17 protein-coding genes are annotated in these 17,489 nt (G+C 71.8%); 6 read left to right on the top strand and 11 right to left on the bottom strand.

The genetic code is table 11. From position 1 onward, the window contains the following. Nucleotides 1–219 precede the first annotated feature (219 nt). Nucleotides 220–633, bottom strand: a complete 414-nt coding sequence (locus ASD33_RS24530) for a DUF4345 domain-containing protein (protein WP_056564456.1) — start codon at nt 631–633, stop codon at nt 220–222. Between the two features lie 92 nt (nt 634–725). Here ASD33_RS24530 and ASD33_RS24525 point away from each other — a divergent pair, with 92 nt between their 5' ends. Both ASD33_RS24525 and ASD33_RS24520 read left to right on the top strand, forming a co-directional pair. Next, nucleotides 726–1,361: a TetR/AcrR family transcriptional regulator gene (locus ASD33_RS24525; protein ID WP_056564453.1), complete on the top strand. Its 636-nt coding sequence runs from the start codon at nt 726–728 to the stop codon at nt 1,359–1,361. Between the two features lie 101 nt (nt 1,362–1,462). After that, nucleotides 1,463–2,971, top strand: a complete 1,509-nt coding sequence (locus ASD33_RS24520) for a ricin-type beta-trefoil lectin domain protein (RefSeq protein ID WP_242427212.1) — start codon at nt 1,463–1,465, stop codon at nt 2,969–2,971. A gap of 165 nt (nt 2,972–3,136) precedes the next feature. On the opposite strand, the gene ASD33_RS24515 is transcribed toward ASD33_RS24520, so the two are convergent. Both ASD33_RS24515 and ASD33_RS35860 read right to left on the bottom strand, forming a co-directional pair. Beyond that, entirely contained in the window at nt 3,137–4,318 is a 1,182-nt protein-coding gene (locus ASD33_RS24515; RefSeq protein WP_056564445.1) for an N-acetylmuramoyl-L-alanine amidase, read from the bottom strand. Continuing rightward, the gene (locus ASD33_RS35860) at nt 4,315–4,785 is read right to left on the bottom strand and encodes a hypothetical protein (RefSeq protein WP_199863584.1); all 471 of its coding nucleotides are present in this window, start codon (nt 4,783–4,785) and stop codon (nt 4,315–4,317) included. Before ASD33_RS35860 ends, ASD33_RS24515 begins: the two co-directional genes overlap by 4 nt. A 346-nt stretch (nt 4,786–5,131) precedes the next feature. Between ASD33_RS35860 and ASD33_RS24505 the strand changes: the two genes are divergently transcribed. After that, on the top strand, nt 5,132–5,668 hold the full coding sequence (locus tag ASD33_RS24505) for an NUDIX hydrolase family protein (protein WP_107103808.1): 537 nt from the start codon (nt 5,132–5,134) through the stop codon (nt 5,666–5,668). Between the two features lie 90 nt (nt 5,669–5,758). On the opposite strand, the gene ASD33_RS24500 is transcribed toward ASD33_RS24505, so the two are convergent. From ASD33_RS24500 to ASD33_RS24480, 6 genes are all read right to left on the bottom strand, one after another. Next, complete coding sequence (locus ASD33_RS24500) at nt 5,759–6,343, bottom strand: L,D-transpeptidase (RefSeq protein WP_056564638.1); 585 nt, start codon at nt 6,341–6,343, stop codon at nt 5,759–5,761. Nucleotides 6,344–6,382: 39 nt separating this feature from the next. Beyond that, nucleotides 6,383–6,733 carry a hypothetical protein gene (locus ASD33_RS24495; protein WP_056564437.1) on the bottom strand — a complete coding sequence of 117 codons (351 nt, stop codon included), beginning with the start codon at nt 6,731–6,733 and terminating at the stop codon, nt 6,383–6,385. Between the two features lie 297 nt (nt 6,734–7,030). Then, nucleotides 7,031–7,195, bottom strand: a complete 165-nt coding sequence (locus ASD33_RS36530) for a peptidoglycan-binding protein (protein WP_242427213.1) — start codon at nt 7,193–7,195, stop codon at nt 7,031–7,033. Beyond that, entirely contained in the window at nt 7,192–8,196 is a 1,005-nt protein-coding gene (locus ASD33_RS24490) for a peptidoglycan-binding protein (RefSeq protein ID WP_242427216.1), read from the bottom strand. The genes ASD33_RS36530 and ASD33_RS24490 overlap by 4 nt, the downstream gene beginning before the upstream one ends. 301 nt (nt 8,197–8,497) lie before the next feature. Further along, nucleotides 8,498–9,475, bottom strand: coding sequence for a hypothetical protein (locus tag ASD33_RS24485; protein ID WP_057574018.1), 978 nt, complete (start codon nt 9,473–9,475; stop codon nt 8,498–8,500). Between the two features lie 67 nt (nt 9,476–9,542). Then, complete coding sequence (locus tag ASD33_RS24480) at nt 9,543–10,196, bottom strand: DNA alkylation repair protein (protein WP_056564635.1); 654 nt, start codon at nt 10,194–10,196, stop codon at nt 9,543–9,545. Nucleotides 10,197–10,524: 328 nt separating this feature from the next. Between ASD33_RS24480 and ASD33_RS24475 the strand changes: the two genes are divergently transcribed. Next, the gene (locus ASD33_RS24475; RefSeq protein WP_079044983.1) at nt 10,525–11,940 is read left to right on the top strand and encodes a lamin tail domain-containing protein; all 1,416 of its coding nucleotides are present in this window, start codon (nt 10,525–10,527) and stop codon (nt 11,938–11,940) included. Between the two features lie 298 nt (nt 11,941–12,238). After that, nucleotides 12,239–13,168 carry an endonuclease/exonuclease/phosphatase family protein gene (locus ASD33_RS24470; protein WP_242427218.1) on the top strand — a complete coding sequence of 310 codons (930 nt, stop codon included), beginning with the start codon at nt 12,239–12,241 and terminating at the stop codon, nt 13,166–13,168. Between the two features lie 33 nt (nt 13,169–13,201). Here the strand turns inward: ASD33_RS24470 and ASD33_RS24465 are convergent, their stop codons facing one another. Next, entirely contained in the window at nt 13,202–13,963 is a 762-nt protein-coding gene (locus tag ASD33_RS24465) for a class I SAM-dependent methyltransferase (protein ID WP_056564432.1), read from the bottom strand. Nucleotides 13,964–14,052: 89 nt separating this feature from the next. Then, nucleotides 14,053–16,140 carry an NAD-dependent DNA ligase LigA gene (gene ligA, locus ASD33_RS24460; RefSeq protein WP_056564429.1) on the bottom strand — a complete coding sequence of 696 codons (2,088 nt, stop codon included), beginning with the start codon at nt 16,138–16,140 and terminating at the stop codon, nt 14,053–14,055. A 266-nt stretch (nt 16,141–16,406) separates the two neighbouring features. Here ligA and ASD33_RS24455 point away from each other — a divergent pair, with 266 nt between their 5' ends. Next, the gene (locus ASD33_RS24455) at nt 16,407–17,159 is read left to right on the top strand and encodes a D-Ala-D-Ala carboxypeptidase family metallohydrolase (protein WP_056564426.1); all 753 of its coding nucleotides are present in this window, start codon (nt 16,407–16,409) and stop codon (nt 17,157–17,159) included. Nucleotides 17,160–17,489 lie beyond the last annotated feature (330 nt).

Genomic DNA, 17,489 nt, shown 5'->3' with positions numbered 1-17,489 from the left:
TGGCGGGAGGGGGTCGGTCCCGGCACTCGCGCGCCGTCGCCGGAGGGCGTCCGTAGGCTCCCGGGGGCCATTCCAGAGCCTCTTTCCGTCGCCCCCGAGGTCTCAGATTCAGTTGGGCAGCTCGTGGGGGCCGTCGTCGTCGTCGGGGAGGCCGGCGCACGTGATGCCGGCGCCCCGGACGCTCGTATCCACGTGAATGGGCCGCTCGCGGAGACGGCGTCATCGGGCCGCGGGCGCGCCCTCCCTGTCGATGCCCGAGGTCCGTTCCTCCGCGTCGGCCAGCCAGAAGAAGACCGGCGGCAGGCCGATCTCCAGTACGGTCAGGGCGATCTGGAACCACTGGGGCCAGCCGTGCACGGCGAGTGAGAGCAGTCGGCCCACTCCGCCCAGCAGGAAGATCGCGGCGAGCCGGCGCACCGCCGACGCCGGGATGGGGCGTTGCCGTGCCGCCCAGAGCCAGGCCAGTCCGTAGCCGGCGAAGATCGCCCCCATGAACCGGCCCCAGCTGTCGATGGTCGCGCCGGCGGAACCGGCGCCGGGGATCGCCGCGTTGCCGAGTGCGACGTGGGACAGCCCGATCGCCAGGCAGGCCCAGCCCATCATCTGTGTGAGTACGCGCAGAGCCTTGGCCATGACCCCTCCAGGTCGTCTCGGACGACAGTTGGTTGACGTGTGTCTACTACGTTGCTCGCCCCAGTAGACACATGTCAACTAGGCTTCGAGCCGTGCCTCCTCGCAAGCGACTCACCCCCGCCGACCGCCGCGCCCAGCTTCTCGCCGTCGGCGCGCGGCTCTTCGCCACGCATCCCTACGCCGACGTCCTGATGGAGGAGGTCGCCGAACAGGCCGGTGTCTCACGGGCCTTGCTCTACCGTCACTTCCCCAGCAAGCACGCGCTCTTCGCGGCCGTCTACCAGCAGGCGGCGGACCAGTTGCTCGCCGAGACGCGATTCGACCCCGAGCGCTCCCTGACGGAACAGCTCGTCCAGGGCATGGACGTCCACCTCGACTACTTCACGGCGAACCGCAACGCCGTCCTCACCGCGAACCGGGTCCTGGCGGGCGACCCCGTCATCCAGACGATCATGAACAACGAGCTCGACGCGCTCCGCGCCGGACTCCTGGCCGTACTTCCGCTCACCGACGACACCACCCGCGCGGCCGTATCCGGCGTACTCAAGAGCTGGCTGGTCTTCGTCCAGGTGCTCAGCGTCGACTGGCTGAGCCATGAGACCTGCACCCGCACCCAGTTGCGGGACATCTGCGTCGGCGCGGCTCTCGGCGCGCTCCGGCCCCTGCTCGGCACGGACGCCGCCACCGAGCCCGGGGATCCCGCTGTTGGGGAGATCCGGAGAAGTTGAGCAGTTGTCATGTCCGAGGGCTTCCCAGGGGCGCCTACCGACTAGTAGATACCGGGGGTAACACCAACCCGGGAGGCTTCATGTCACACGCCAGGCCACGAATGAGAGCGGGTGCCGCCGCCGCGGCGGCAGCCCTGTGCCTCGCCGCGCTCGCCGTACCCTCCGCGAACGCCACCCCCGCCACGGCCGCCCCCACCTCGGTCGTCGGCGGCACGGCGTCCACGCCGCTCCCCGCCGAACTGGAGCAGATCCGCGCGACCGAGGCCGTCGCACTGTACGGCAGCCCCGAGGAGCGCCCGCAGGCCGAGCGGAAGACCTCGCTCGTGTCGATCGGCGACTCGGAGATCTCCGGCGAGGGCGCCGGTGCGTACTGGCCCGGGACCGACGGTCCGACGAACTGGTGCCACCGCTCGCAGGACGCCGCGATCTACCGGACCGGCATCCCGGCCGACGCCCCCACGAACATCGCCTGTTCGGGTGCGGCCTCGTACCACGTCAAGATCGGCGGCGTGAAGCAGTACGCGGATCAGCTCGTGCAGAGCGACCACCTCGCGATCAAGGCGCGCAACACCCGCGTCAAGATGGTGGTGGTCGTCCTCGGCGCCAACGACGACGTGCAGTTCGGTCCGGTGATGACGGACTGCGTCACGCGCTGGGTCCTCAGCCAGGGCACCTGCGAGCCGAAGTACGCGCCGGGCTGGCAGGCCCGTGTGGACGGCATCGTCCCGAAGGTCGCCGCCACCGTCACCGACCTCAAGAAGGTCATGCGCGACGCCGGCTACACGGACGACGCGTACAAGCTCGTCCTCATGAGCTACCCGTCCCCGATCAGCCCCGACATGGCGGACAACCCGAACTTCCCCGGCAAGCTGCCCGGCGGGTGCCTGGGCTACGACTCGGACGCGGCCTGGGGCCGCAACACGGCGGTCCCGGTGTTCGAGCGCGGCGTCCGCAAGGCTGCCCAGCTCTCCGGGGCCGACTACCTGGACGCGTCCCGGCTGTTCCACGGGCACGAGGTGTGCACGGAGCAGACGTGGGCGCGCGGCTTCTTCTACGACGGATCGTTCCCGCCGGACGAGAACTCGGTCCGGCAGTCGTACCACCCCAACGCCACCGGCCACGGGGCGTTCGCGTCCTGCTTCACGCAGTTCTACAACTCCGGCCTGCGCGAGGCGTCGTGCGCCGACCCGGCCTCCACCAATGCCCCGAAGCTCTACGCCGGCGCATGGGATGACATGTTCAAGCCAATCAAGAACGCGGCCACCGGTCAGTGCCTCGACGCCGTCGGCGGTTCCTCCCGCAACTACACGGCCGTCGTGGGCTGGGACTGTCTCGGCGGCCGCAACCAGACCTGGTGGTACGACTCCGAGCGCGGCTCCCTCCACGTCGGCCTGTCCCACGACCGGTGCCTGGACTCCCGTGACATCGCCGCCCCCAGCGCCGCCATCCTGTGGAACTGCCACGGCGGCGCGAACCAGAAGTGGACCAGGCCCGCGGACGGCACGATCCGCCCGGCGACCGCGACCGGCCTGTGCCTGACCCAACCGGTCGCGAACAAGGCCGTGGCGCTCCAGGCCTGCAACGGCTCGGCCGCACAGCGCTTCGTGTAGCACCTCACCCGCGCCGAAGACGCTGGGCCTCCGCACCGACGACGCCGGGCCTTCCACGGAAGACCCGGCGTCGTCGCCTTCGGCTGTTCCGGGGCAACGCCGCTGCCGCCCGGCCGTCCGTCGCGGTGGTCACGGCCGGGGCGGCCGGGGCGGTCGGCCCCTCGGTCAGTACGACCGCTGCGTCGGTTCCGGCTGCGGCAGGGCCAGTTGGCGGATCGTCGGCAGGTCCGCGTAGAGGTGTTCGCCGGGGCACTCCGTCGGGTAGCCGTCGCGGTGGCCCGAGATCCTGTTCAGGGTGACCACCTGGCCCTTCTTGTACAGGCCGTTGTCCGCCGCCGCGACGAGGTTCACGGTGCCGGCGGGGTCGTACCCGTACAGGCCGAGCTTCCACGCGGCGACGCCCGCGATCGCGTCGAGCACCGGCTGCGTGGTGACGGCCTCGTTGTAGTTGCCGAGGACCGCGATGCCGGTGGTGTCGGTGTTGAAGCCGTACGTCTGGGCGCCCAGGACCGGCTTGTCGATGCCGCCCGCGCGGCCCTCGAAGACGGTTCCGCACTTGTCGACCAGGAACTGGTAGCCGATGTCGTTCCAGCCCTGGCCCTGCACGTGGTAGAGGAAGATCGCGCGGATGATGTCGGCCGACTGGTCGCAGGTGTAGTCGTTCGTACCGGCGGTGTGGTGGACGAACACGGCCTTCGTCTCGGCCGTGTACGTCGGAGGGTCGAGGACCAGCGACTCGTCCGCGCCCCAGCCGGAACGCGGGGTGACGGCCGGCTGCCCGTTCGCCGCGAGCGTCGTGGCGGCTCGCGCCTCCCCGCGGGCCCCGTCGGTCGTCGGGTCGACGAGTTCGACCCGCAGGCCCTTCGGCAGGCTCGTCCGGGTGCCGGATGCGGCGGCGACCCGGACCTGCACGCCGTTCGACGGACCGGTCCAGAGCGGCTGGGTACCGGCTCGAACCCCGGGGGCGCGGCTGTCGAGGCCCGTCTCCGGGGTGCGTACGTCGAGGTCCAGCGCGCGCCAGGCGGACCAGACGCCGGTGCGGTGGTCGCGGGTGCGGACCTCGGCCGTACCGCGGAGCTCGGCCCGGGGGTCGGTCCAGGTGAGCCCGATCATGCTGAACGGCTCGGTGGCGCGGGCCGGCAGGGCGCGGCGTGCGGGATCGGTGCCGTCGAGCCGGATGCTCCGCAGTCCGTGAACGGCGCCGCCGGTAACGGCGGACGCGGGTTCGGGTGTCGGGGCGGCGGCCGTGGTGGATGCCGTGAGGCCGGTGGAGGCCAGTACGACGGCGGCGAGTCCGGCCACGGTGGCGGCGCGGCGGCCGGTACGGCCGAGGAGCTGGGGGATCACGGTGTTCCTTGCTGGCTGGTGGGGACGGGGGCGGGTGCCGAACGGGGGGCGGCGGCGTCGGATTCCGTGCTCGCGCAGCTGCCGCGCCCGAAGGCGCCCTCCGCGGTGGAGCGCTGGACGTGCCGGCCGGCGACGGTGAGGCCGCAGCCGGCCCGGCCGCCCTTCTCGCCGAGGGTGACGCTGACGGCGGGAGTGGTGCCCTGCGGCAGGCGTACGGTCTTCCGCCACGGCAGGCGGGCGTTCCTGACGATGCCTTCGGCGTCCGCCTCCCGGTAGGCGATGTCGGCGGTGCCCTCTCCGAGGACCTCGTACGCCACTTCGGTCTGCGCGGTCGCGGGACCCCGTCCCGTCATGGCGTTCCCGTCGGCCTGACCATGCCCCCGCTCGGAGGGATCGCCGGACCCGAGGGTTCCGTAGGCGGCGAGCGCCCCGCACACGACGAGCAGGGTCGCGGCGGCCGCTGTCACGAGGACTCGGCGGCGTTTCCGTGAATCCGTTGCGGATTCACGGAGTTCTGGCCCTTCCGGAACCGGCGGGCCTTCCGTGGACGACATCGTCGCTCTTTCGTTCGATGGCGGATTGCGCTGCGTTATACACCGCCGGGTTCCTCGGAGGCGAGGGCACGGAAGAATCGGGCGAATCCCCCCTTCCCCCTGCCCTCCGGCTGCCGACACGCCGCCAAATGCCCGTAATATCACGATGTATGACACAGCTGCGTCGTTCACGCGAGCGGTCCCCCATCCGCTCGACTCCCACCCGCCTGGCAGACATGTCACCTGGGCCGATGCCCCGCCCGGAAAGTATGATGAGGCGATGTCTGACATGACCGAGACCACGCCCGGCTGGCTGACCAAGGACGAGCTGGAAGTCGCCCGCGCCCAGATGCCGATCCTGTACGTCGAGGCCGTGCCCGTGCGCGTGGACGACAGCGGCGAAGTCACCAGCATCGGAGTACTCCTGCGCATCGGCGCAGAGGGAACGATCAGCCGCACCCTGGTGTCAGGGCGTGTCATGCACCACGAGCGGGTCCGTGACGCGTTGCTCCGCCACCTGGAGAAGGACCTCGGTCCCATGGCCCTCCCGCGCGTACCGGCGTCCCTGCAGCCCTTCACGGTCGCCGAGTACTTCCCCACGGCCGGCGTCACGGCCTACCACGATCCGCGTCAACACGCCGTCTCCCTGGCGTACATCGTTCCGGTGACGGGTGACTGCCGTCCGCGGCAGGACGCCCTGGACCTGGTGTGGTTCAGCCCGCAGGAGGCGGCGTCCGCCGCCGTGCAGGGCGAGATGCCGGGCGGACACGGGATGCTGCTGAAGCAGGCGCTCGCCCATGTGGGGCACACCTACTGACGGCACCGCCGCGTTCACTGCGTACGCCGGAAGGGGCGCCGGTTCTCCTCCGGCCGAGGACGGAACCGGCGCCCCTTACACCCACCCGGGTCAGGACACCACGCGCAGGTGGGTCGGCCAGCCGATCTCCTCGCGGTTGAAGAGCCGGAACATCTTCTTGATGTCCGTGGGATTCAGCTTCACGCACCCGTTGGACTTGTAGTCGCCGGCGCCGTCCCAGCGGCGCCGCTCAGTGCTGCCCGCGCTGCCGTCCCGGTTCATCTCGGAGTGGATGAACATCTCCGTGCGGGTCAGCGTGCCCTTGGAGCACTTCATGTCCTCGAGCTGGATCGCGTAGCCCTTGATGAGGTTGCCGTTGTACGTGGGCGTCTTGAGCTTGATCTTCCAGTTGCCGTTCGGCAGCCAGCCCCTGGCGCGTGCGCAGTCGTCCTTGTCCTTGAGGCCCGACCCCGCCCGGTAGGTGGCCCAGAGCTTCGTGCCCCTGAAGACGGACAGGCGCGAGTCGGTCGGGTCGCTCTGGTTCTTGTCGAAGACCAGGGTGGTCGGCGCGTCCGCGGGCTTCGGCGGCGCGACCGCGGCCCCCTGGGCGAGGGCGGCCGGCGCCAGGGCCAGCACGGTGGCCGCGGCCGAGGCGATCACGGCTCCGCGCAGGCGACGTCCGCTGCTGCTGTTCATGATCATGTCTCTCCCTTGGATGGTCGGGTGATCAGGTGGTCAGACCGTCGCGAGGCGTACCTGTGCCGTCTTCGTGCCCTTGAAGGTGAACGAGAACTGCTTGCGGACACCGGAGTTGCACGCGGTCTCTGCCTTGTACTGGCCGTTGCCGGCGTTGATGCGGACCTTGGCGCACTTGCCGTCCATGCTGGTGTCCTGGAGCCAGCCGGACACCGTCACGTTGTTGCCGGAGCAGCGCAGGCTCCAGCTCGCCGACGCACCGTTGATCACCGGGGCGGCGGAGGACGGGCAGCCGGCCGCGTTCGCCGGGGCGGCTACGCCGAGGGCGAGTCCTCCTGCGAGTACGACGGTCGACAGAGCGGCGGTGACGGTCTTGCGGACAGCGGACATGGGTGCCCCCTTCGGGCGGACTGCTGGCGGGAACGCGGACCGTGACGAAGCCCTGGACGCGTCGCCCACCGAGGGGGCGTGCTGTCCGGGGTGCCGGCCGCAGAACCAGCATTGCCGGATCGGCGGTGTGAGGGGAAGCCGATCCGGTCGCTGCCCGAGGCGCATCGATGCGCCCTGCATTGCAGGGCCCTGACCTGGGGTTATGCTCCACTGCATGAAGGCCGTACGAGCGGGAGGGCATGACAGGGGTCGTTGTTCCGCGCTCGGGCGGCCCGTCCTCCTCCCGAGACCTTCGCCCTACACGGGAGCGGAGGACTGCGGGCTCGTCGCCCTCTGGTACTCCGGCGCCTTGACGGGGGCCTGCTGATTCACCAGCAGGGCCAGCCAGGTGTCCGCGTCCACGCGGCCGGTCTCCGGCAGAGCGTGCGTACGCTGGAAGTACTTGAGGTCGTCCGTGGTCACCGCGGTGAACCTGCCCGAGACCGCCGTGCCCCCAGGCCCACGTTGTTCAGCAGCTCCTGTACGGCCCGTACCTCGAGTTCACCGGAGCCCTGCTCGACGTCCACGACCAGCTCGGGCCAGGTCTTCTCGCCCACCTTGCCGTCGGCCTGCAGGTCGTTCCGCTTCTGGAAGTCCACGACGGCGTCCCAGGTGTCCTGCCGGAAGAAGCCGTCGGCCCGCAGGTCGTAGCCGCGGGCGTTCAGGAGGTACTGGAGGGCGCGGGCGCGGGTGAACTGGTCCTCCACGCCCATGCGCAGCAAAGGCCATTTGTACGGTGCTTCGCTCGCCGATACGGCGCCCGGCGCACCGGCGGCCGTGGTGGCGGGGTCCTCCGAGGAGAGCCGGTCGTGGACCATCGCTCCGGCGGCGAAGGCCAGGGCCACGGCCGAGACGAACAGGGCCGGGAGGAGCCATCGGGGGCGGAGCCGGGCGGGCGTGTGGCTGGATACGTGCTCGGCGGCTGCGGCTCCGGGCCTGGCCCCGGCCACGGCCTTGACCCCGGCTGCCTCTCCGCCCACCCCGCGCGCCCCCGCCCCGGTGGCGCTCGTTCCCGCGTCGTCGGGGCGCCCGGAGGTCGTCCCGGTCGTTCCCGCACTCCTCTCGGTCCCGTCCGTCGGCGTGGCGGGGGCGTCTCCCCCGCCCTCAGCCTCCCGCTGTCGGCTGTTCTCCCGCCACGCGGCGCGGCACAGTGCCCGTGCCTGTTCGAGTTCCGCCGCAGGGGCGCGCAACTGGGCGTGCAGGTTGTCGACCACCCGCAGAGAGGCGGTCGACGTGTGCCTCGGGTTCAGATAGCGCGACAGGGTCGTCTGGTCGACCCCCAGCCTCGAAGCGAGCGCCTGCTGCGTCGGCCGGGCACCGCCGGACGAGCCGCCGGCCTCCTCCCACCAACGGCGCAGCAGTTGCGCCAGTCGAATCCCCGCGCTCTGCTGCCGGTCCTGGCCGCCTCGCTCGTGCATCGTCATGTACGTGCCTCCCCGTCCTCGTGCGGAAGAGCCGGGCCTCGACACCGTCTGCATGGCCGCATATCAGCAGGTCAGGTCTGTGCGTGACAGTAGGCGTGGCGATGTCGGCCTCGGCGGCGCCGATCGTAACGACGTTGCCGTGGGGTCCTGCACCGGCCTCGCGGGCCGACCGGGCCCCCGTACCGCCACCGCGCGGCAGCTCACCGACCCGCGTTCACCCGAAGGAGTAGGCAGGGTGGCACGGTTGCGGCGTCGGCGGCTCACCCGCAGGGAGGTACGGGTGCGGCGGTCGCGCGCCGGTCTACTGCACGTTGAGGCGGAACGGGTGGGAGAGGTCCGTGGGACAGGTGAAGACGCGGAGTTCACCGAAGCGGCCCAGGTTGAGCCCGGGGTCCGTCCCGCTGTCCAGGGTCAGCAGCAGGCGCATCCGGGTCCCGCACGCGGCGCAGTCGATGCGGACGAGATCGGTGAGGTGCCAGCTGGGCCAGCCTCCCGCCTTCCAGCCGGGCAGGCAGGCGAACGTGCGGGCGTACTCGGTGTCGCGGGCTTCGGCCCACTCGTGCGCCGTGTCGACGAGGTCCTCGGGAAGTTCGTCCTCCTCGGGCAGGTCGACGACGGGGAACGGGTCCAGAACGCACGGGTTCGGTACATAGATGGCCTCGGCGTGCTCGGGCCGGGGCGGGTCGCCGAGGATCGGGCCGACCGACCCTGCGGCTCGGTACCGCAGTTCGACGTTCGGGCCCCAGTAGCGCGGCTGGCCGGGCGGTTCGGCGTGGTCGTCGGGACACCACAGCAGCTGGAGCAGGTCCGTCCCTTCCGGCACGGGCAGGCCGGGAACGTCACCGGCGCGGAGCTGGAGCACCGGGACCATCGGAACGGGTACGGCGGGAACTTCCCCGACCGTCCGGATCCGCTCCCACGTGACCAGGTCGAGCGATCCGGCACCGTCCATGATCCGCCGCTGCGCTGCGACGTCCTCCTCGCTCATCACGTACGCACCGCCGCCCCGCGCGCGGCGCCGTTCCTTCATCCGGCGGTCGCACTCCTGCCAGGTCTCCTTGTCCTCGTCCGAGAGCTTCTCCCGCTTGTGGACCACGTGCGGCGCCCGGCACACCGGCCAGGGCTCGTCCTCCGGCCACAGCAGCGGGCCGCCGACCGAGCTGTCGTGCGGGCCGGGGTGACCCGCCGTCGGACGGAGGAGTACGGCCTGGCGGGTGTGGGCGGCGAAGGCCGGCACGTCCTCGATCAGGGTCTGCGGGCCGAGCATGTCGGTGTTCACGGTCGTGGTGCCCCCGGGGGTTGCGTACGGATGGTGGTGTCGCGCGAGGAGGAACCGCGTACGCGATTCAGGCGGTCGTAGTGTCCTGCTGCCGGCGCACCATCTCGGTGATCCAGACCGGCGCGAACGGCGATGTGCAGCCCGGGGACGTCGGGTAGTCCTTGAGCACACCCAGGCGCTCGCCGATGTCGATCGCTCGGGCGCGGTGTTCCGGGTGCTCGATGCCGATCTGGGCCAGGCAGTGGTTCATCGCCCATTGCAGGCGCTCCGGGGCGTCCCGCATCCGCGCCTCGATGGTGTCGAGGAGTCCCGGGAGGTCGAGGCCCTCGGGCTTCTTCGCGACGCGTTCGGTGGTCAGTGCCCAGCCCGCGCTCGCGACCACGGGATCCGGATCGGCGAGCCAGGCGAGGCGCAGCTCCTCGGCGTGCGGGTTCTTCTTCACCACGTAGTTCACGAGCCAGTCGTGCACCTTGGGCGTGCGCGCGTCGCGCGTCATCGCGTCGAGCTCGTCGCGCCCGAACGCCTTCGGTCGGCAGATCAGCAGGGCGAGCAGCCTCGCCGCGGTGTCGCCCGTCTCCCAGAGGCGGGCCGCGAGGTCCTGCTGCGTCTTGAGCCGCTTCGCGAGCGCGCGCAGTTTCCCGAGGTTCACACCGTGGTCGTCGCCGTGCCGCTCGTTCACCGCGCGTGCCTTCGGGTCTTCGAGGTCGGCCAGCTCGGCCATCACCTCGGCGAGCGTCGTCTCGGCCACCGCAGCCTCCTGTCCGTCCTGTGCGAGAGCCAGCCTACGACGGAGGCCGGCCGGCGCGCGGAGCGCACCGGGACCGGACGTGGTCCGGCCGGGACCGGACGTGGTCCGGCCGGGGCAGGACGACGTTCGTACGGGATCGGGGGCGGCGCTCGCACGGGCAGCGGCCGTGCGCCCGTGCGCCCTGCGGAGCGCTCGTGGTTCGTCCACCGTTCATGGCACGATCAGCCTTCGGAGGCCGCTCGTTCGGTCCGTGCCTGGAGCGTCGTCCCGCCCTGTCGGAACTCTTCCCTGGACGGACATCGTGACCGCACGTACACGTGGGTGGGGCCGTAGCCTTCGCCTCGCCCTCACCGCCCCTCTGCTGGCCGCCGGTGTGCTCCAGGCGACCCCGGCCCACGCCGCCCCGGCCGACGACATCCGGATCAACGAAGTGGTGACCACCGGAAGCGTCGAGGATTCCGTCGAGCTGTACAACAAGGGCGCCGCGAGTATCGACGTCTCCGGCTGGATCCTCAAGGACGACCAGAGCGGCTCGAGGTACAAGATCGCCTCGGGGACCTCGCTGGCTCCCGGCGCGTTCCGTACCTTCGACGTCCACGGCTCCTTCGGTCTGGGCTCCGCCGACAAGGCGCGCCTCTACCTGCCGGACGGCAGCACGCTCGTCGACAGCTTCACCTGGACCAAGCACTCGGCGCCTTCCTGGTCGCGCTGCCCCGACGGCACCGGCGCGTTCAGGACGGCAGCCCTGACCCTGGGCGCCCCCAACGACTGCGGCGGCACCGACGGCGGCTCGACCACTCCGGTGGCCTGGCCGGGCGGCACCGCGGTGGCCACCGCCGACGGCTCCGACGTCTTCGGAGAGGACCTCAGCGGCCTCCACCAGGAGGGCGGCGTCATGTGGGCGGCGCAGAACTCCGGCACGCTCTGGCGGCTGGTGGGCGACGGCTCGGGCGGCTGGAAGCCGGACACCGCGAACGGCTGGTCCGCGGGCAGGACCCTGCGGTTCCCGACGGGCTCCGGCAGCCCCGACAGCGAGGGCGTCACGCTCACGGGTGCGGGCTCGGCGGGTGGGGTGTTCGTGGCGAGCGAGCGGAACGGGGACGCCTCCGGCACCAGCCGCCTGTCGGTCCTCCGCTACGACGTGGCCGGGACCGGGAGCACCCTCACCGCGGCCCAGGAGTGGAACCTGACCTCCGACCTGCCGTCCGTGGGATCCAACCTCGGCTTCGAGGGCATCACCTGGGTGCCCGACGCCGCCCTGACCGGTGCCGGGTTCAAGGACGCGTCGACCGGCGCCGCCTACGACCCCGCCCGTTACGGCGCCCACACCGGCGGCGTCTTCTTCGTCGGCGTCGAGGGCACCGGCGCGATCCACGGCTACGTCCTCGCCGACTCTGGAGCCTTCACCCGCGTCGCCACCGTCAGCAGTGGGATGAGCGGGGTCATGGAAGTGCAGTGGGAGCCGGGTGCCTCGCGCCTGTGGGCGGTCTGCGACGACACCTGCGGCGGGCAGCACCGGACGCTCCGGGTGAACGCGACCGGCGCCTTCGCCGTGACCGCCGTCCACAACCGTCCCGCCGGCATGGCCGACCTCAACAACGAGGGCTTCTCCGTGAGCGGCGCCGAGGCGTGTGTCGGCGGCTCCAAGCCGGTCTACTGGTCGGACGACAGCAACACCGGCGGTCACGCCCTCCGCAGGGGCACCCTGACCTGCTGACCGGCGCCCTGCCCCGCAGGGCCCGGGGCTGTAGCGGAACCCGATCCCTCCTTTCGGACGTCCTGATCAGCGACGTGAGAGGGAGGAATCGAGGGTGGGGACAACGGAGACGGGCTCGGGGTCGGGGTCGGGGGCAGAGACGCGGTCCGGGTCGGGGGCGGGCACCGGGGCGGGCCAGGAGCGGGAGCGGGACCCGGAGCTGGACTCGGACCGGAAGCCGGACCCGGGCCGGAAGCCGGAGCCCGCGCGCGGCGGGCGCCGACTGATCCGGGGCGGGGTTCGTGGGCGGGATGCCCGAGTGCGCGGACGCCGTTCCGGTCGGGTGATCGCCGCGCTGGCCTGCGTCACGGCGGGGCTCCTCGCCTTCCACTCCGTCCTGCCCAACTCCCCGGGCCGGCTCGGCAGTCTGCTGGAGTCCTTCCTGCCGTGGCTGGGGCTGGTGGTCGTCCCCCTCTCCGTCCTCGCGCTGATCCGTCGGTACGCCGTGGCGCTGGTGGCGCTGTTGCTGCCCGTCGCCGTCTGGAGCCATGCGTACGGCGTGCTGCTGCTGCCCTCGGGCGAGCCGGACAGGCGCGAGCTCGTCGTCGTCCAGCACAACGTCAGTGACGAGAACCCCGATCCGGCGGGAACCGCCCGTGCCCTCGCCGCGGGCGCGCCCGATCTGGTCGCTCTCCAGGAGCTGGTGGATCCGGCGCGGGGCTCGTACGAGGCGGTGCTCGCGCCGGAGTACCCGTACCACGTGGTGCACGGCACCGTCGGACTCTGGTCCCGCCATCCGCTGGCCGATGCCCGGCCCCTGGACATCAAGCCCCGGGACATCGCGGAGGGCTGGAACCGCGCGCTGCGCGCCGTGGTGCGTACGCCGTCCGGGGACGTCGTCGCGTACGTGGCCCATCTGCCGTCCGTACGGGTGGGGGCCGGCGGTCTCGCCTCCGCCCGGCGCGACGAGAGCGCCGGCCGCCTAGGCCGGGCGCTGGCCGCCGAGCGGTCGGACCGCGTGCTCCTCCTCGGCGACCTCAACGGAACCGTCGACGATCGTGGTCTGGCGCCCCTGACCTCGCGGCTGGGGGCTCCTGAGCGAGGTTTCGCGTTCAGCTTCCCGGCCGGGCTTCCGCTGGCCCGCATCGACCAGGTGCTGGCGCGCGGAGCCGTGGTCCGGGAGATCCGCACGCTGCCCGCCACCGGCAGCGACCACCTTCCCGTCACCGCGAGGATCGCCCTGCGCTGACGCCCGCCGCGACCGGTCCGTGCGTGGTGGGGCTCAGACCGGCTTGCGCGCCTCGATGAGGAACCGTGTCGTGTGGGCGACGAACGGGCCTTCGTCCTCGATCCGCTCGTGCAGCTGCCGCAGTCGGTCCCCGTACCCGTCGACGGTGAAGCCGGGCACCATCCAGATCACCTTCCGGAGGAAGTAGACCACTGCGCCGATGTCGGAGAACTCGGTGCGCAGGGACTCCGAGCGAAGGTCCACGACCTCCAGACCTGCCGCCTCGGCGGCCGTGCGGGCGTCGTCGGGATGCCGCTTCCGGCGGACTTCCTCCGGCTGGGGTCCGAGGAAGAACTCGACCAGTTCGAAGACGCTGGCCGGGCCGACCTGCTGGGAGAGGTACGTGCCACCCGGGCGCAGCACCCTGGCGATCTCCTCCCACCACACCGTCACCGGATGGCGGCTGACCACCAGGTCGAAGGCCTCGTCCGCGAAAGGCAGCGGAGGCTCGTCCTCATCCGCGACGACCACCGCGCCGAGCGGATGCAACAGCGCGGTCGCCTTGGCGACGTTCGGCGGCCAGGACTCGGTGGCCACCGCCAGCGGCGGGAACTTCGGCACCCCCGCGAGCACCTCGCCGCCACCGGTCTGGATGTCCAGCGCGGCAGAGGCGCGCACCATGCGTTCGCCCATCATGCTCTGGTACCCCCAGGACGGGCGCTGCTCGGTGGCCCGTCCCACCAGCCACGAGAAGTCCCATCCCTCCACCGGGGCGGCATCCGCCTCCGCGACCAGGTCCTCAAAGCTTCGCGACATCTCCGGATCTTCTCAGATCCGGGGTCCGGGCCGGGGCCACGCCCTCGCCAAAGCGAGCCCGGGCCGGACCGGGCCGGGCCCGCCTCACCTCACGTCAGGAAGTCCGCGACCAGTTCCGCGAAGGCTTCCGGTGCGAGTACCTCGATCCCGAGTTCCGTGGCCTTGACCGCCTTCGAGCTCGGTTTGCCGTTCGCGGACGGGGCGGCGACGAGGATGGACGTCTTGGCGTTGACGCTGCTTCCCGCTCGACCTCCGGCCTTCTCGATCAGGGCGTTCATCTCGGAGCGGCCGAATCCCTCCAGCGGGCCGGCCATCTTGCCGGTGACCACGACGACCTTCCCTTCCAGCGGTCCGCCGCCCTGGCCGGCCGACGGGTCCTCGGGCTCGGTCATGTTGACGCCCGCCGCGATCAGCTTGTCGATGACGGGGGCCAGCGCGGCCACCTGCTCCACGATGACCGGGGCCTTCTCCGGGCCGATGCCCTCCACGTCCTGCATCTCCGTCGCGTCGGCCCGGCGTATCGCCTCCATGGTGCCGAAGTGACGGGCGATGCGGCGGGACATGCTGCGTCCCGTGCCCAGCACGCCCAGGGCGCAGAAGACGCGGTTGAGGGGGCGGGTCCTGGCGGTCTCGATCTGCTCGGCGAGCTTGGCGGCCCGCTTGGCGCTGCCGGAGGCGGCGGTGAGCTGGTCGACGGTCAGGGTGAAGAGGTCCGCGATGTCCGTGACGTCGCCGGAGCCGACCAGGGCCGCGACGTACGTCTTGCCGAGGCCGTCGAGGTCGAGCATCTCGCGCCCGGCGGCGTACTCGATCAACGCCGGGAGGGCGCACGCGGTGCCCTTCGCGCAGCGCCAGCGTTCCTGGCGCTTGTCGATCGCGCCGTCGCAGTGGGGGCAGGTCTCGGGCAGCGGCACCTCGCGCGCTCCGGCGGGGCGCAGCCCGACCACGGCCGCCTGGACGCGCGGGATGATGTCGCCCGCCTTGTACACGGTCACGGTGTCGCCGATGTGGAGGTCGCGTCGGCGGATGTCGGCGGGGTTGTGCAGGGTGGCCCGGGTGACGGTGGAGCCGTCGATCTCGACGGGGGCGAGGATCGCGGTGGGTGCGAGGACCCCGGTGCGGCCGACCTCCCACACCACGTCCTCCAGCACGGTCTGGCGCTCGACCGCCGGGAGCTTCACCGCGATGGCCCAGTACGGGAACCGCGTGCCGAAGCCGGCTGCCGTCTGCTCGGCCGTGTCGTTCAGCTTGACCACCACGCCGTCGATGCCGACCGGCAGCTCCGCGCGCGTGGCGCCGATCGCGTCGATCCTCCGCTGCGCCTCGGCGAGGTCGGGGACGATGGTGAGGCCCGCGGGCGAGTCCGCCGTCGTCCGCACGCCCGCGCCGGCCACCGCCGCCAGCGTCTCGGCGTGCGTCGCGTCGGTGCCCTCGGGCAGGAACGGTGTCCCGTCCAGTTCCACCGCGCCGTAGGCCCAGAACGTCATGCGGAGCCGGTACGGGCGGTCCTTCGCCCGCAGGGTGCCCGCCGTGCCGTTGCGGGGGTTGGCGAAGACCTGCGCGCCGTGGGCGGCGCGGACCTCGTTCGCCGTCTCGAATTGCTCCTGGGTGAAGGCGACCTCGCCTCTGACCTCGACGGTGGCCTCCCCTTCGAGGTGTTCCGGGAGGCCGTCGATCTGGCCGATGACGTGGCTGACGTCCTCGCCGTGGCTGCCGTCGCCCCGGGTGATGACCTGGACGAGACGGCCTGCGCGGTACCGGGCGGCCACCGCCGCGCCGTCGATCTTGGGTTCGACGGTGAAGCCGCCGACCGGGGCGCGGCCCAGGCGTCGCTGGACCGAGGCGCCCCAGGCCACCAGCCCTTCGGCGTCGAAGACGTTGTCCAGGCTGAGCAGCCGGGTGGTGTGGGCGATGTCGCCCACGGGGGCGGCGCCGTCGGCGACCAGGCCGGTGGGCGAGTCCGGGGCGGCCTCCGCGGGGTTCTCACGCTCCCAGGCCAGCACGGCCAGCCGCAGCCGGTCGTACGTGGTGTCGTCCATGGCGCTGTCGCCGTCCGTGTAGTACTGCCGCGAGGCTTCGCGCAGGGTTCGGAGCGCGGCCTCGTACTCGTCACGGCCGGTCGGCACGGGCAGGTCGGGCACGCCGGACATCGCCTCAACGGCGGGAGAAGTCGTCATGAGGAGATCTTCTCGTGGGGGTCTGACAACGGCGTCCGGAGCGGGGTTCGGTGGCCCCGGCCGGCATGCCGCTCGCGCTGCGCCGCTTGTCGTCATGCCCCTCCGCGCTTCCCTCGCGGACGTCGTGTGCCGGCGGTCGTCGCGGCGTCATTGGCCCGACAAATGGCGGCCGCCCAGGCGTGGTTGACGCGCGTTGACCGGGGCGTCAATCTCGGGGGGACTCCCATCCCTGGGTCACCTCGGATTCGTGAGGCCTTGGAGGATCGATGTTCCGACGCTCCCCGACTTTCCCGCCCCTGCGCCTGCTTCTCTCCATCATCATGATCATGACCGCGTCCCTGACCGGGGTGATGGCGACCGCCGGCGCCGCCCAGGCCGACGGCTGCTACACCTGGTCGCGCACCCTCTCCCAGGGCACGTCGGGCGCCGACGTCACGGCCCTCCAGATCCGTGTGGCCGGATACCCCGGCTACGGCGGGGTGCTGGCCATCGACGGCGACTACGGGCCGGGCACGGCAGCCGCCGTCAAGCGCTTCCAGAGCGCCTACGGGCTCGCCGCCGACGGCGTCGCGGGGCCCGCGACGTTCAGCAAGATCTACGCGCTCCAGGACGACGACTGTACCCCGCTCCACTTCTCCTACGCCGAACTCAACACCTGCAACACCACCTGGGCCGGAGGAGCGGTGAGCGCCGCGACCGCCAAGTCGAACGCCCTGCGCACCATGTGGAAGCTGGAGGCCCTGCGGCACGCCCTCGGCGACCAGAGCATCCGTGTGACCAGCGGTTTCCGCAGCCAGGCCTGCAACGCCGCCGTCGGCGGTGCCTCGTCGAGCCGCCATCTCTACGGCGACGCGGCCGACCTGGGCTCGGGACCGCACTCGCTGTGCACGTTCGTGCAGCAGGCCCGCAACCACGGATTCAACGGAATCCTCGGTCCGGGCTATCCGGGGCACGGCGATCACGCCCATGTCGACCACCGGGACAGCCGCTTCTGGTCCGCCTCCGCCTGCGGCATCTGACGCGTGCTCACCCGTCGCGTACACGATGCGACCCTGACCGGTCCCTGATTCTTCCTCGGCCGGTCCCGGACTCGTCTCCGGGCCGTCCCTGACCTGTCCCTGACCTCGTGTCTTCCGTTCGGGCCCGGCTCGTGGCCGACCCGGCTCCGCCCCCCGCGTTCCCGGCCCTGCGCCCGCCCGCCCCCTCCCCCGCCGAGCGGGGCGCGAGGGGGCGGGCCCGTGTCAGGGGCGGGGTCCACCGCCGCCTCAGGCACCCGGGCGGGCGTTGTCAGTGGCCATGGATAGTCTCCGGGCATATCGCAGTTCAGGGGCTTCGTCCCCTTGTTTCGA

Source organism: Streptomyces sp. Root1304, from assembly GCF_001426405.1.
Classification (GTDB): domain Bacteria; phylum Actinomycetota; class Actinomycetes; order Streptomycetales; family Streptomycetaceae; genus Streptomyces.
Note: the sequence above shows the minus strand (reverse complement) of the source record. Positions and strands in the feature narration are given on the sequence as shown.